Origin of the sequence: Xanthobacter sp., from assembly GCF_041911315.1 — a bacterium.
Taxonomy (GTDB): domain Bacteria; phylum Pseudomonadota; class Alphaproteobacteria; order Rhizobiales; family Xanthobacteraceae; genus Xanthobacter; species Xanthobacter aminoxidans.
Genome location: NZ_JAYRPE010000059.1, coordinates 19817 through 33848, shown reverse-complemented (window position 1 = coordinate 33848; position 14032 = coordinate 19817). Strand labels below are relative to the sequence as shown.

The 14032-nt window shown below is 69.6% G+C and carries 12 protein-coding genes; 9 read left to right on the top strand and 3 right to left on the bottom strand.

Translation table 11 applies throughout. From position 1 onward, the window contains the following. Positions 1-86: 86 nt before the first annotated feature. From lspA to ACE3QW_RS17320, 5 genes are all read left to right on the top strand, one after another. Positions 87-617 (top strand): signal peptidase II, encoded by a 531-nt coding sequence (lspA, locus tag ACE3QW_RS17340; protein WP_374252814.1) that lies wholly within the window; start codon positions 87-89, stop codon positions 615-617. A gap of 52 nt (positions 618-669) precedes the next feature. Further along, positions 670-1404, top strand: a complete 735-nt coding sequence (locus ACE3QW_RS17335; RefSeq protein ID WP_374252813.1) for a hypothetical protein — start codon at positions 670-672, stop codon at positions 1402-1404. A gap of 127 nt (positions 1405-1531) precedes the next feature. Beyond that, positions 1532-2941, top strand: a complete 1410-nt coding sequence (locus ACE3QW_RS17330) for a M16 family metallopeptidase (RefSeq protein WP_374252811.1) — start codon at positions 1532-1534, stop codon at positions 2939-2941. Positions 2942-3054: 113 nt separating this feature from the next. Next, on the top strand, positions 3055-4347 hold the full coding sequence (locus tag ACE3QW_RS17325; RefSeq protein ID WP_374252809.1) for a M16 family metallopeptidase: 1293 nt from the start codon (positions 3055-3057) through the stop codon (positions 4345-4347). A gap of 240 nt (positions 4348-4587) precedes the next feature. After that, a complete protein-coding gene (locus ACE3QW_RS17320; RefSeq protein WP_374252807.1) occupies positions 4588-5490 on the top strand; it encodes a hypothetical protein in 903 nt (300 codons plus the stop codon). A 59-nt stretch (positions 5491-5549) separates the two neighbouring features. On the opposite strand, the gene ACE3QW_RS17315 is transcribed toward ACE3QW_RS17320, so the two are convergent. After that, positions 5550-6671, bottom strand: coding sequence for a linear amide C-N hydrolase (locus ACE3QW_RS17315; RefSeq protein WP_374252805.1), 1122 nt, complete (start codon positions 6669-6671; stop codon positions 5550-5552). A 311-nt stretch (positions 6672-6982) separates the two neighbouring features. Between ACE3QW_RS17315 and ACE3QW_RS17310 the strand changes: the two genes are divergently transcribed. Continuing rightward, positions 6983-7375 (top strand): acyl-CoA thioesterase, encoded by a 393-nt coding sequence (locus ACE3QW_RS17310; RefSeq protein WP_250165349.1) that lies wholly within the window; start codon positions 6983-6985, stop codon positions 7373-7375. Between the two features lie 62 nt (positions 7376-7437). Here the strand turns inward: ACE3QW_RS17310 and hrpB are convergent, their stop codons facing one another. Next, positions 7438-9939, bottom strand: coding sequence for an ATP-dependent helicase HrpB (gene hrpB / locus ACE3QW_RS17305; protein ID WP_374252803.1), 2502 nt, complete (start codon positions 9937-9939; stop codon positions 7438-7440). Between the two features lie 149 nt (positions 9940-10088). Between hrpB and ACE3QW_RS17300 the strand changes: the two genes are divergently transcribed. The 3 genes from ACE3QW_RS17300 (at position 10089) to ACE3QW_RS17290 (ending at position 13210) form a co-directional block, all read left to right on the top strand. Continuing rightward, positions 10089-11093 (top strand): WD40 repeat domain-containing protein, encoded by a 1005-nt coding sequence (locus ACE3QW_RS17300; protein WP_250165347.1) that lies wholly within the window; start codon positions 10089-10091, stop codon positions 11091-11093. Positions 11094-11240: 147 nt separating this feature from the next. Next, positions 11241-11990: an acetoacetate decarboxylase gene (locus ACE3QW_RS17295; RefSeq protein WP_374252801.1), complete on the top strand. Its 750-nt coding sequence runs from the start codon at positions 11241-11243 to the stop codon at positions 11988-11990. Positions 11991-12058: 68 nt separating this feature from the next. Continuing rightward, on the top strand, positions 12059-13210 hold the full coding sequence (locus ACE3QW_RS17290; RefSeq protein WP_029556109.1) for a patatin-like phospholipase family protein: 1152 nt from the start codon (positions 12059-12061) through the stop codon (positions 13208-13210). Between the two features lie 28 nt (positions 13211-13238). Here ACE3QW_RS17290 and ACE3QW_RS17285 read toward each other — a convergent pair whose 3' ends face one another. Next, entirely contained in the window at positions 13239-14027 is a 789-nt protein-coding gene (locus ACE3QW_RS17285; protein ID WP_374252799.1) for a sulfite exporter TauE/SafE family protein, read from the bottom strand. Positions 14028-14032 lie beyond the last annotated feature (5 nt).

Here is a 14032-nt window from a genome sequence, read left to right as displayed (position 1 = left end):
CGCGTTGCCGGGGCGGGCGGCCTCGTCTATGAACGGCGGATCGCGTCCGGCCATCGGCCAGAGCGGCCGTTCCTGAGAGAGGCCCCTTGCAGCGCCGTCCCATCTTCTTCGGTCTTCTCGTCGCTCTCGCTGTGCTGGTGGCGGATCAGGCCTCCAAGGGCCTCGTGCTCGCCTGGTCGGCGTCCTGGGACAGGCAGATCAAGCCCGTCGCGCCCTTCGTCGACTTCGCCGCGCTGTGGAATTACGGCATCAGCTACGGCCTGTTTCCGCAAGGCGAGACCGGGCGCTGGGTGCTGGTGGCCATCAAGGTGGCGGCGGCCATCCTGTTCGCCGTGTGGCTGGCCCGCGCCCGCAGCCGGTTCGAGGCGTTCGCGCTGGGCCTGCTCATCGGCGGTGCCATCGGCAATGCGGTGGACCGGGTGGTCTATGGGGCGGTGTTCGATTTCGTGTCGCTGCACGCCTTCGGATACCGCTGGTACGTGTTCAACCTCGCCGATGTGGCGGTTGTTGTCGGCGTGGGCCTGCTTCTTTACGATGCATTTCTCGGCGGCGCCTCAAAATCGCCGCCCTCGGCCGCGCCAATGGCGCCCCGGTCCGAAGCTGAGCGCGAGCCGTGAGCGCGCACGCTTTGAGAACGCATCAGAGGATGGCATCGAGGACGTGAGACCCATGCGAGAGATTTCCCTTTTCCCGCATAGCGCTGATGCCGCGCCGCGCGCGGCCGTCACCTTCCTGCCCCCCGCACTCCGCCTCATCCCGCTTCGCTTCGGGGGCGGCGCGCTGCTCGCCGCCTTTGCCCTGACGCTCGCCGCGCCCGCCCCGGCCGCCGCGCAGAACCTCGACGGCAGCACCAATATCTTCGAAAGCGCCATGCAGATTCTTGGGCTGAAGGAGGAGGACGAGAAGCCGGAAATCGACTACCGCGAGCGCGCCCCCCTCGTGGTGCCGCCGCGCGTGCCCGATGCCCTTCCCCCGCCGCAGAAGAGCGCTGCCGAGGCCAATCCCAACTGGCCCAAGGATTACGACCTCCAGCGCCGCGCCGCCGCGGCGCAGGCGGCGAAGGCGCCGATCGTGCGCGACGATCCGGGCCGGCCGCTCATGCCGTCCGAGCTCAACCGTGGCAAGAAGCGGGCGGTGGGCAACAGCTCCTCGCCGACCGAGCCGGTCGGTGCTGGCTCCCAGCGCGACGTGCTGCTGCCCAGCCAGCTCGGCTCCTCCGGCTTTCCCGGGCTCGGCGGCCTGACCGGCAAGCAGGAACAGCTCACCTTCAACGGCGAGCCCACCCGCGAGAACCTGATCCAGCCACCGACCGGCTACCAGACGCCCGCCCCCAATGCTCCCTATGGCGTGGTGGAGGAGAAGAAGGAACCCTGGAAGCTGCCGACCCTGTTCGATCGCCAGTGACGGCGTCTGCGCTCCGGCGCAAGGGCGGACCGAGGGTGGGCACGGACGGAAACCGCAGTCGCCCGTCCTTTTCTGCGGCGGCGGGCACCCTATCTTTCCTTGACGGACGCGTCTTCGGGCGCGTCGAATGCCGAAAGATCGTCACGTGCAGATGAGCCGTCTCGCCATGGTTGCCATTCTCGCCGCTGGAGCGGCCGCATTTTCTCCCCGCCTTGCTGATGCGGCGGGCCCCGAAGTCACCGAATTCAAGCTCGCCAACGGCCTTCAGGTCATGGTCATCCCCGATCACCGGACCCCGGTGGTCACCCACATGGTGTGGTACAAGGTGGGATCGGCCGACGAGCAGCCGGGCAAGTCCGGCATCGCCCATTTCCTCGAGCACCTGATGTTCAAGGGCACCGATGCGCACCCGCAGGGCCAGTTCTCGGCCGAGGTGGCGCGCCTCGGCGGCCAGGAAAATGCCTTCACCTCGCAGGATTACACCGCCTATTTCCAGCGCGTGGCGAAAGAGCACCTGGAAACCGTGATGGGTTTCGAGGCCGACCGCATGCGCGGCCTCAAGCTCTCGGACGAGGTGGTGCTGCCCGAGCGCGACGTGGTGCTGGAAGAGCGCCGCATGCGCACGGACAATGATCCCGGCGCGCGCCTCTCCGAGGTTTTGCAGGCCACGACCTACGTCAACCATCCCTACCAGCACCCGATCATCGGCTGGGAGCACGAGATCAAGGGCCTCAACCGCGAGGATGCCCTGGCCTTCTACCGCCGCTTCTACGCCCCCAACAACGCCCTGCTCGTGGTGGCTGGCGACGTGGACCCGGCTGAGGTGAAGGCGCTGGCGGAAAAGACCTACGGCAAGGTCGCACAGGCCGACACCCCGCCGCGCAACCGTCCGCAGGAGCCCGAGCCGCGGGCCCACCGGCGGGTGTCGCTGGCCGACCCGCGCGTCGCCCAGCCGAGCCTGCAGCGCTCCTACCTCGTGCCCTCGGCCCGGACCGCTGCGCCGGGAGATGCGGAAGCGCTCGAAGTGCTCTCGCACATCCTCGGCGGTGGCCAGACCAGCCGCATGTACCGCACCCTCGTGGCGGAGAAGGGCCTCGCCGCCGGGGCCGGCTCCTGGTATCAAGGAACCGCCTACGACGCGACCCGCTTCGTCGCTTATGCGTCCCCGCGTCCGGGCGTGAGCCTCGAGACGCTGGAGGCGGCGGTGGATGCGGTGGTGGCCGAGCTGCAGGAGAAGGGCGTCGATGACCTGGAGCTGGCCCGCGCCAAGACCCGGCTCATCGCCGACACCATCTATGCGCAGGACAACCAGGCGACGCTCGCCCGCATCTATGGCGCCTCCTGGGCCACCGGCCTGTCCGCCAAGGACGTGCGCGAGTGGCCGGAGCGGCTCAAGGCCGTGACCGCCGATCAGGTGCGCGACGTGGCCCGCCGCTACCTCGTCACCGACCGGGCCGTGACCGGCTACCTCAAGCAGACCGAGCCCAAGGCCGGCGACGCCGACAAGGCGGACGGCAAGAAGGACAATCGCTCGTGACGGCCACCGTCACGGCTTTCGTGTTCCGTTCGCCGGTCCGTTCGGGCCGGCGCGCCTTTTTCGCGGGCGCGGGCCTTCGCCCTGCCGCCCGGCTCTTTCTTGCGATGGTTACGATGGCCCTTTCCCTTCTCGCCGCCGATACGGCGCAGTCCCAGTCGAGCCGCATCACCGAGGTGACGAGCCCCGGCGGCATCAAGGCCTGGCTGGTCCACGACACCACGCTCCCGCTCATTGCCTTCGAGTTCGCCTTCCTCGGCGGCGCGGCTCAGGACGGCCCCGAGCATGCCGGCCTCGCCAACCTTGCGTCCTCCCTGCTGGACGAGGGCGCCGGTTCGATGGATTCCGACGCCTTCCAGCGGGCGCTGGCCGATCATGCGGTGGAGCTGCATTTCGACGCCGGCCGCGACGAGATGCGCGGTTCCCTGCGCACCCTCTCGGAAAACCGTGACAAGGCCTTCGAGCTGCTGCGCCTCGCCGTGAACGAGCCGCGCTTCGACAGCGAGGCGGTGGAGCGCATCCGGGCCTCCCAGCTCGCCATGCTGCGCCGCCGCTCCACCGAGCCCAACGCCATCGCCAACGACCGCTGGTTCGCGCTCGCCTTCCCCGGCCATCCCTATGGCCGGCCGGTGGACGGCACGCTGGACAGCGTGGCCAAGCTGACCCGCGAGGATATCGCCGGCTTCATCGGCAAGACCTTCGCCCGCTCCAACCTGCGTGTCGCCGTGGTGGGCGACATCAGCGCCGAGGAGCTGGGCAAGCGGCTCGACGAGGTGTTCGGCAAGCTCCCGGCCCAGGCGACGCTGACCCCCGTCGCCAATGTGACGCCGCAGAAGATCGGCACCGTGGAGGTCATCCCCCTCGACGTCTCGCAGTCGGTGGTGGTGATGGGCACCGGCGGGCTGGAGCGGCGCGATCCGGACTTCATCCCGGCCTATGTGCTCAACCACATCCTCGGCGGCAGCGCCTTTTCCTCGCGCCTGTTCAAGGAAGTGCGCGAGGCGCGGGGGCTGGCCTATTCGGTCTATTCCTATCAGGTGGCGCTCTCCCACGTCGGCCTCTGGTTCGCCGGCACCGCGACCAAGAACGAGCGGGCGGCGGAATCCATCTCCCTCATCACCCATGAGTTCGGCCAGATCCTGAAGGACGGGCCGACCGCCAAGGAGCTTGAGGAGGCGAAGAGCTATCTGATGGGCAGCTATGCCCTGCGCTTCGACACCTCGTCCAAGGTCGCCGGCCAGCTGCTGCAGATCCAGCTCGACGATCTCGGCATCGACTATATCGACCGTCGCAACGCCCTGATCGCCGCCGTCACCCTCGACGATCTCAAGCGCGTCGCCGGCCGTCTCGCCACGGCGAAGGACGCGCTGACGGTGGTGGTGGGCAAGCCGGTGGGCCTCGGAGGCTGATCGGCCTGCGGTAACCTTACTTTCACGGAGCCGGCGCCGGGGACCCGCAGGGGCGGGCGGGGAGTCCTCATGCCGGCTTCCCTTTGCTATAAGCGCGCGATCCAGGGCGCCCATGGAGTTGAAGATATGGCGGGTGCAACACGGACGGTCGCGCAGATCCGGGCCACCGACGGGCCCGCGATGGCAGCTTCACGCGTGTGCGCACCCCTGTCGTCTCTGACGGCGCGCCGCGGTTTCGCGTTGCCCCGGCTTTCCCTCGCGCGGCTTGTGCTGCCGGGCCTGATGGCGGCGGTCCTCGCCGGTTGCGCCGGTGGTGAAGGCCTCGATGGCTCCTTCGGCGCGCAGGATACGGGCGTCGCCGGCGGCACCGCCATTGCAACGCCGGTGGCGGGCGGCACCTCTGCCGGTGTGGTCAACAGCGCCAACTCCGGCTCGCTCGTCGTCGGCGCCGGTCCGGATCAGCTGTCCTATGACTGCCCCATGCTCACCGTGCGCACCGGCGCCGGCAGCTGGCAGGTCACGACCGGCGGCGGGCTGCGCTATCAGGCCACCATCGGCCGCCTCGCCCGCGAATGCACCATCGCCAACGGCATGATGATGGTGAAGGTGGGCATCGAAGGTCGCGTCCTCATGGGCGAAAAGGGCAGCCCGGGTCAGGTGAAGGTGCCCGTTCGCATCGCCGTGGTGAACGAGGGACCCTCGCCCAAGACCGTCACCACCAAGTTCTTCGCCATTGCAGTCGACGTGCCGGCCGATCCGGGCCACGCGCCCTTCACCGTGGTGGAGGACCAGATCGCGTTCCCGCTGCTGAAGCCGAACGAGATGGAGCGTTACATCATCTATGTGGGCTTCGACCCGCAGGGCACGCCGGAAGTGCGCGAGCGGCCCAAGCCGTCCGCCGCGCGGCCCAAGCCGAAGCCGCCGGCCGCCGCCGCGCAGCCCGCTCCGGCACCCGCCGCCGCGAGTGCGCCGCCCCCCGCAAGCTCTTCGTCCTCCAGCTCGTCGTCTTCGGGCTCGAAGGACGTGTTCGGACCGCCCCCCTCCAGCGGCGGCACCAGTGGCGGCAGTTTTGCGCCGCCCCCGTCGAGCGGCGGTTTCGCCCCGCCGCCCTCCACCAACACCTTCGCGCCGCCGCCCAAGTAGGAGCGCGTCAACAAGTAAGGGGCGCGTGACGATCCGCGCAGGCGCGCTCCGCGAGCGCCTCAGTCCAGCTTGACGGGCAGGAAGGTGAAGGGCTGCGCCGGCACGAACCGCGCGGCTGCGTTGCCGCCATAGACCTTGCCGCCGGTGAGATCGAGCTTCTTCACCGGCGCGCCCACCTTCAGGTCGAGATCGGCGATGGGCACCCAGAAGGTGTTCGGGCTGGTGGCGGAATCGAAGAAATAGACCCTGTCCTTCTGGTCGCTCACCGTCCGCCACAGGGTGGAGGCGATGTTCGGCTCGCCCGGCGTCGAGAGGCCGAGCGGCACGCTCACCGAGCGCATCACGCTGGCGACGCTCGCCACCGCCTGGTTGGCGTAGGTCTGGTCCGGAACAGCGGACAAAATCTCCGGCGCCGCCTTGGCGGGGATGGCCTTGATGAAGAAGCTGGCGCGGGCGAAGCGATCCGCCGCGCGGTTGGTGCCGGGCAGGAACACCGTGCCGCCGATGTCCTGCCAATAGGCGTTGAGCGCCAGCTGCTGGTCGTAGCTCGGTGAGTTGGTCATCACCTGGTACTGCCGGCCGTGATGCACCACCAGCTTGCCGCCGAGATACTCGAAGATGGCGCTGTCGCCCGAGGGATCAGAAATGGCGAGGTGGAGCTGGGCACCGGAGCCGTTGGGCAGGTCCGCCGTGACCACCACGAACGGCTCGGCGGAGAGCGCCGTGACCGCCTCGGCGACGGTGGCGAAATTGTCGAGCACGTATTGCGCCCACACGCTGATGGAGAGGGCCGGCTTGCCGTTGGGCTTCGCATATTCGGATTCGGCGAGGTACAGCAGGTTGGCGACGAGGCCCTTCTCGTTCATGCCGTCGGCCGAGCCCACGTCATAGCCCGAGGCGATGACGCTGCCGTATTTCGACACCCATTTCGGCGTGTTGGCTCCCGCCGCTCCGTCGCGCGCCATGCCGGCCGGGAAGGCCCACAGATTGGTGCGCATGTCCTCCATCCAGTCCATGGACCGGCCGGTGATGACGACGCCGTCGGAGCCGAGATAGACCGCGCGGGTGCAGGCCTGCGCCACGGGTGCGAGCGCGGAGGCGAGCGCCCCGGCCAGCACCGTGGCGGCGAGGGCGCGGCGGCGGATGCGGGAGATGCGGCTTTCGGGACGGGTCTGGACCATGGCGGCCTCCGATGCGACCGGCCCAAAATGAAAACCGCCGGTAACGAGGTCAGCCTCGTTCCGGCGGAATCATGTGCCGGCCTTCTGAAAAGGTTCGGCTGAAAGAGATACCGGCTCCGCCCACACAGCAAGGCGGAGCCGGTCATCCATGCCCTGTCTGCCCCGAAAAGACATGGACAAGTGTTAGAAACCACACCCCCGCTCCCGATTCTCTGAGATGGATCAAATTTGGCGGCGCTGCGGCGAAATTTTGCTATCAGCTCCGGCGGAACGTTTGCGCAGAGCGCGCCTCAGGCGTGCGGGGAGAAGGGATGCACGACAAGGAGTCGCAGATGCCGGATGGCATTCCGGTCATCCGGACCATCGCCATGCCGGCGGATACCAATCCGAGCGGGGATATCTTCGGCGGCTGGCTGATGTCGCAGATGGACCTTGCCGCCGGCAATGTCGCGGCGCGCCGCTCGCGGGGCCGCGCGGCGACGGTGGCGGTGGAGGCCATGAGCTTCCTGTCCCCGGTGGCGGTGGGCGACGAGGTGAGCCTGTTCGCCAACATCGCGCGGGTGGGACGCAGCTCGCTGCGCATCGAGGTCGAGGCCTGGCGCCGGGCGCGCGAGAGCGAGCAGTCCACCAAGGTGACGGAGGCCGTCTTCACCTTCGTCGCCATCGACGGCGAGGGCCGGCCGCGGGCCATCCCGGCGGAGTAGCCCATACCGAAGGGCGCACGCAGCCCGCGCGGCGCCTGAGCGAAGGCAGAAAGCTCCGCCCCTCACGTCCCGCGCGGTTTTGCCCGCGTGGTCGGCGGGGCGGCAGCGGGGTCTTCCGGCCAGGGGTGCTTGGGGTAGCGGCCGCGCATGTCGGCGCGAACATCCCGCCACGAGCCGCGCCAGAATTGCGGCAGGTCCTTCGTCACCTGGATCGGCCGGTGCGCCGGTGACAGCAAAGCGAGGGTGAGGGGCACCCGCCCGCCGGCGATGGCGGGATGGGCGGTGAGGCCGAACAATTCCTGCACCCGCACCTCCACCGCCGGTCCGCCCTCCGCGCCATAATCGATGGCGAGGCGCGAGCCGGTGGGCGCGGTGAAATGGGTGGGCGCCTCCGCCTCCAGCCGGGATGTCAGTTCATAGGGCAGCAAGGCGTGAAGGGCGTTGCCCACGTCGACGCCCGAGATGTCGGCCAGCGACGTGCGGTCGGTGAGAAACGGCGCGAGCCACGTCTCCGCCGATCCCGCGAGCGCCGCATCGGACAGGTCCGGCCACGGCTCGCCCTCGGCCGCGCGCAGGAACATGACGCGCTCGCGCCATTGCCGGGAGGCGGCGGAGAAGGGCAGGCGCCCGATGCCCGCATCCGCAATGCCGCGGGCGAGCGCGCGCGCCGTCTCCGCGTCCGCCGGCACCGGCTGGGGGCGGGCCGCCAGCACCAGCGCCCTGAGCCGCCGCACTTCCCGCGCCCGCACCGCCATGGCCGTGGGGTCGAAGGCGACTTCGAGGCCGGAGGTAATGTCGTCCGCGAACAGCGCCTCCACCTCGTCCGCTGATAAAGCGGCCGCGAGAGTGATGCGGGCGCCCTCGGCGCGGCCGGAGGCTTCAGCCACCGCGAGAAAGGGCGCGCGGGCAAGCGGGGATGTGCCCTCCAGAACCGCACCGCGACCGTTGGCCATCAGAAAGCGCACCTGGGTCTCCCCGGCCCGCCCCTCGCGGGCCTTGGCCACCCGGTCGGGAAAGGCGAGCGCCAGCAGGGCGGCGGGGGAGGGAGGCGCACCGTCCGCCGGTTCTTCCGCCGCAGCCTCCCGCGCCGCCATCTCCGCCCATCGCCCGGCAAGGCGGCGGGATTCCTCCGCGCGGCGGGAGCGGTCGCGGCGGAAGCCGTCGAGGCGGGCAAGCAGGTCCGCGCTGTCGCCGCCAAGCCCGCGCTCCACCAGCAGCGCGGCGATCTCCGCACCGAGACGGCCCACGCCGCGCGCCGCGCCGATGGCGACCATGTGGGCGAGGCGCGGCGGCAGAGGCAGGCGCGCCATGAGGCGGCCGAGCGGCGTGACCGCCTCATCACCGTCGAGCGCACCGAGGAGGCGCAGCAGCGCCTTCGCCTCGGACACGGCCGGCGCGGGGGGCGGATCGAGGAAGGGCAGGGCGGCGGGATCGCGCACCCCCACGCGGGCGAGGTCGAGCGCGAGGCCGGTGAGGTCGGCGGCGAGGATTTCGGGCGTGGCGAAGGCGGGCAGGCTTGCCGTCTCGCCCTCGCTCCACAGGCGATAGCAGACGCCGGGCTCGGTGCGGCCGGCACGGCCCCGGCGCTGGTCGGCGGCGGCGCGGGAGACGCGGACGGTCTCAAGCCGCGTCAGCCCCACGTCCGGCTCGAAGCGGGGCACGCGGGCGAGGCCGCTGTCCACCACCACCCGCACGCCCTCGATGGTCAGCGAGGTTTCGGCGATGGAGGTCGCCAGCACCACCTTGCGCCGCCCCGCCGGCGCCGGCAGCACGGCGCGGTCCTGCTCGGCGGCGTCCAGCGCGCCGAACAGGGCGACCACATCGACCTTGGGGTCGCGCACCTGTTCCAGCAGCAGCGCCTCGGTGCGGCGGATCTCGGCGGCGCCGGGCAGGAAGGCGAGGATGGAGCCGTCTTCCCGGTCCAGCGCGCGGCGGATGGCGTCGGCCATCTGGCGGTCGATGGGCGTGCGCGGATCGCGGCCGAGATAGGCCGTCTCCACCGGAAACGCGCGGCCCTCGCTCTCGATGACAGGGGCCGGCGCGCCCACCCCCATCAAAGAGGCGACGCGGGCGCCGTCGAGAGTCGCCGACATGGCGAGGAGCCGGAGGTCGTCCCTGAGCCCGCGCTGGGAATCGAGGGCGAGGGCGAGGCCGAGATCGGCATCAAGGCTGCGCTCGTGGAATTCGTCGAACAGCACGGCCTTGATGCCGGAGAGTTCGGGATCGTCCAGCACCATGCGGGTGAAGATGCCTTCCGTGACCACCTCAATGCGGGTGCGGCGCGACACCTCGGAGGCGAGCCGGGTGCGGAAGCCTACGGTGCCGCCCACGGCCTCGCCAAGGGTCTGCGCCATGCGCCGGGCGGCGGCGCGGGCGGCGAGGCGGCGCGGCTCCAGCACGAGGATTTTTCCGCCCGTGGCCCACGGCTCGTCCAGCACGGCCAAAGGCACGCGCGTGGTCTTGCCGGCGCCGGGCGGAGCCACCAGCACGGCGCAGGGGGTGGACGCGAGCGTCGAGCGGATGTCGCCGAGCACGGCGTCGATGGGGAGCTTGGTGTCGAACATGGCGGCGCCGCCCTTATGCGGCCGCGCCGCGCGCAGGCCAAGAGCATTGAAGGGACAGGGCAGAGAAGGGATAGGGCAGAGGGGGTGTTGCCAGCGGCCCGCATCGGTGCCTTAAGGAACGCCCCGTCCATCACCGGGATCAGAGCACCATGGTTTCCGCCCCGTCCAGCCTCACCAGCAAGGTCCGGCCGCTCGCCTTCGAGGCCGGCGTCGTCGCCCTCGCTTTCCTCGAGTCCAAGGCCGCCTTCGTGGGGACGGACGGCACGGCCTCCCTGATCGGGCTGGAGGAGGGCGCAGCGCCGGTTCTGGTTCCGGTTCACGACGGCGGCGTGCTCAGCGCGGCCTCCGACGGCAAGCGGCTGGTTACCGGCGGCGACGACGGGCGGGTGATGGAGACGCTGGCGGACGGCACCACCCGCGAACTGGCGCAGCAGAAGGGCCGCTGGATCGACCGGGTGGCGCTGGGGCCGGACGGGGCCGTCGCCTATTCGGCCGGCAAGGTCGCCCATGTGTTGCAGCAGAAGGGGGAGCCGAAGTCGCTGGAGGTGCCCTCCACCGTGGGCGGCCTCGCCTTCGCCCCCAAGGGCCTGCGCCTCGCGGTGGCGCATTACGGCGGCGTGTCGCTGTGGTTTCCCAACGCGGCGGGCGCCAAGCCGGAGGTCTATGGCTGGAAGGGCTCGCACCTCGGTGTGACGTTCTCGCCGGACGGCCGCTTCCTCGTCAGCACCATGCAGGAGCCGGCGTTGCACGGCTGGCGCGTGGTGGACGGCGCGCACATGCGCATGTCCGGCTATCCCTCGCGGGTGAAGTCCTTCGCCTTCACCGCCGACGGCAAGTGGCTCGCCACGTCAGGCTCGGGCGAGGCCATCCTGTGGCCGTTCCAGGCCAAGGACGGCCCCATGGGCAAGGAGCCGGCCATGCTGGCGCCTTCGCCCACCTCGCGGGTGACTGTCGTGGCACCCCACCCCAAGGACCCGGTGGTCGCCATCGGCTACGAGGACGGCATGGTGATGATGGTGCGCATCTCGGACGGCGCCGAGATCCTGCTGCGCGCGCCCGACAATGACCCGGTGACCGCCATCGCCTGGCACGGCTCCGGCGGGGCCGTTGCGTTCGGGACGGAAAAGGGTCAGGGCGGCCTGCTAGCCTTCTGAACCGCCGCGGTTTCGGTGCCGCGCACCAAGTCCTTAGCCGGGCAGGAAACGCATGCCGCGGGCGGCTTTTCACGGGCGCCCGTCCGCTCTACCTTGGCGGCGTCCATTCGCAGGTGCGAAACGGGACAAGCGCACGAGAGACTGCCGATGAAGATCGCTGACGTTCGCCGCACTGCCTACTCGATGCCGCTCACCAACCCCTCGTTCCCACCGGGGCCCTACCGCTTCATCGACCGCGAATACATGATCATCACCTACCGGACCGATCCGGAGGCGCTCGCGAAGGTGGTGCCCGAGCCGCTCGAGGTCACCGAGCCGGTGGTGAAGTACGAATTCATCCGCATGCCCGATTCCACCGGCTTCGGTGACTACACCGAGACCGGACAGGTCATCCCGGTCCGTTTCAACGGCCAGGAGGGCGGCTACGTCCACTCCATGTATCTGGACGACGAATCCCCCATCGCCGGCGGGCGCGAGCTGTGGGGCTTTCCCAAGAAGTACGCCCAGCCGAAGCTCAAGGTGGAGACCGACACGCTGGTCGGCACGCTCCATTACGGCAGCGTGCTCTGCGCTTCCGCGACCATGGGCTACAAGTGGGTGGCCGGCGACAAGGAGAAGATCCTCGCCTCCCTGCTCACCCCGAGCTTCCTGCTCAAGATCATCCCGGACGTGGACGCCACGCCGCGCATCTGCGAGCTGGTGAGCTACTATCTGGAGGACATCACGCTGAAGGAATGCTGGGTCGGGCCCGGCGCCCTCGGCCTGTTTCCCCACGCCTTGTGCAACGTCGCGGCCCTGCCGGTGCTGGAGGTGCTCTCCGCCGTGCACATCAAGGCTGATCTCACCCTCGGCATGGGCAAGGTGGTCTACGACTACATGAAGGAAAACGGCGCCTGACGTCCGGCTTCCGGCGGCGTCCTGCGCGCCGCCGGTCGAGGGAAACAACTTCAAAGAAGGTGAGGGCGATGACCGACGCTGCCAACCAGCGCTCCAGCGAGCTGTGCGATATCATCGACGAGTACAAGCGCGTGGCGCTGGTGTTCCAGGGCGGCGGGGCGCTCGGCGCCTATCAGGCCGGCGTCTACGAGGCGCTGTCGGAGGTCGGGTGTGATCCGAACTGGATCTCCGGCGTGTCCATCGGCGCCATCAACTCGGCCATCATTGCCGGCAACGCGCCGCAGGACCGGGTGACGAAGCTCAGGGACTTCTGGGAGACCATCACCTCCCAGCGCATCCTGCCGATCAACCTGGAAGGCGACATCTTCCGCCAGTGGCGCAACCAGCTCAGCGCCACCCGGACCATCCTGCAGGGACAGCGCGGCTTCTTCACCCCGCGCTTCCCCAATCCCTGGCTGCTGCCCTCGGGCGCCGCCGGCGCCACCTCCTTCTACGACACCGCCCCCCTGCGCGAGACCCTGCTGCGGCTCGTGGACTTCGACCGCATCAATTCCCGCGAGAAGCGCTTCTCGGTGGGCGCGGTGAACGTGCGCACCGGCAATTTCATCTATTTCGACAATCAGGAGCACAAGATCGCTCCCGAGCACATCATGGCCTCCGGCGCGCTGCCGCCCGGCTTCCCGGCGGTGAAGATCGACGGCGAGTTCTACTGGGACGGCGGCGTCGTCTCCAACACCCCGCTCCAGTTCCTGCTCGACCAGCCGGACCACCCCAGCGCGCTGGTGTTCCAGGTGGATCTGTTCAGCGCCCGCGGACAACTGCCGCGGGACATGTTTGACGTGTCGGAGCGCCAGAAGGACATCAGCTATTCCAGCCGCACCCGCTACACCACCGATGTGTTCCGGCGGGTTCAGGATTTGCGCTCGAAGCTCTACGACGCGCTCCAGCGCATTCCCGAGCAGCTGCGTACGGAAGAGGACATCGCCCTCATCGACGATTATGCCAGCTCCGGCCCGGTCAACATCTGCCACCTGATCTATCAGGAAAAGACCTACGAGCGGGAATCCAAGGACTACGAGTTCTCGCAGACCTCCATGCGCGAGCACTGGCAGACCGGCTACGAGGACACGGTGAAGACGCTTCGGCAGAAGGAATGGATGCGGAAGCCGGACGATTCCATCGGCATCGTCGTGCACGACATCCACCGCCTCTCCGAGTGAGCGGCGGGCGGCGTGAGCGGCGGCCGGCTCAGAGGAGGCCGCGCACCAGCATGTAGGTGCCGAGCAGGCCGAGGCCGGAGAAGAAGATGCGCCGGAACATCTGCGGCGAGGCCGCCCGGCGCACCATGGCGCCGAGCTGCATGCCGATGAAGGCCGGCAGCAACGCCGCCGCGGAGGCGAGCGCCGCGGCGGGATCGGCCAGCGCCCCGCCACCGTCGTCGGGATGGAACAGCACCACGGCAAGCGCCGTGGTCGAGACGATGAAGGTGAGCCCGAGGGCCTGCACCAGATCATCCCGCGCCAGCCCCAGAGACTGGAGATAGGGCGCCGAGGGCATGACCGAGACGCCGGTGGTGCCGGTGACGAGGCCGGTGAGGAAGCCCATCAGCGGGGACAGCCACGGCTCGTGCCGCTGTGGCACCTTCAACTGCACCGAGGACAGGCCCAGCGCGCCATAGGCCAGCAGCGTTGCACCGAGCACCGGCTGCGCGGCGGGCGAGGCGAGGCCGCCCAGGAGAAGGCCGCCGACAAGCGTGCCGGCCGCCACCATCACCATCATCCAGAAGAAGCGCCGGGCGATGCCGAGCACGTTTGGCCCGGTGAAGTATTGCCAGAAATTGGTGACGGTGGAGGGGAGGATCAGCAGCGCGGCCGCCTCGGCCGGGGCGAGGAACACGCTGAGCAGGCCGATGCCGACCGTCGGCAGGCCCATGCCGATGACGCCCTTCACCATGCCCGCCAGAACGAGCACGGCAAAACCAACGGCGATCAGGCCCAGGTTCACGGAGGAGACGGCGGCGGCCGCCGTTTCGATCACGGGAC

Excerpts from the sequence above, each read along its gene's own strand:
- ACE3QW_RS17315 (WP_374252805.1), bottom strand. The coding sequence starts at position 6,671 with ATGGTCCAGACCCGTCCCGAAAGCCGCATCTCCCGCATCCGCCGCCGC.
- ACE3QW_RS17310 (WP_250165349.1), top strand. The coding sequence starts at position 6,983 with ATGCACGACAAGGAGTCGCAGATGCCGGATGGCATTCCGGTCATCCGG.
- ACE3QW_RS17335 (WP_374252813.1), top strand. The coding sequence starts at position 670 with ATGCGAGAGATTTCCCTTTTCCCGCATAGCGCTGATGCCGCGCCGCGC.
- ACE3QW_RS17290 (WP_029556109.1), top strand. The coding sequence starts at position 12,059 with ATGACCGACGCTGCCAACCAGCGCTCCAGCGAGCTGTGCGATATCATC.
- ACE3QW_RS17300 (WP_250165347.1), top strand. The coding sequence starts at position 10,089 with ATGGTTTCCGCCCCGTCCAGCCTCACCAGCAAGGTCCGGCCGCTCGCC.
- ACE3QW_RS17330 (WP_374252811.1), top strand. The coding sequence starts at position 1,532 with ATGCCGAAAGATCGTCACGTGCAGATGAGCCGTCTCGCCATGGTTGCC.
- ACE3QW_RS17325 (WP_374252809.1), top strand. The coding sequence starts at position 3,055 with ATGGCCCTTTCCCTTCTCGCCGCCGATACGGCGCAGTCCCAGTCGAGC.
- ACE3QW_RS17295 (WP_374252801.1), top strand. The coding sequence starts at position 11,241 with ATGAAGATCGCTGACGTTCGCCGCACTGCCTACTCGATGCCGCTCACC.
- hrpB (WP_374252803.1), bottom strand. The coding sequence starts at position 9,939 with ATGTTCGACACCAAGCTCCCCATCGACGCCGTGCTCGGCGACATCCGC.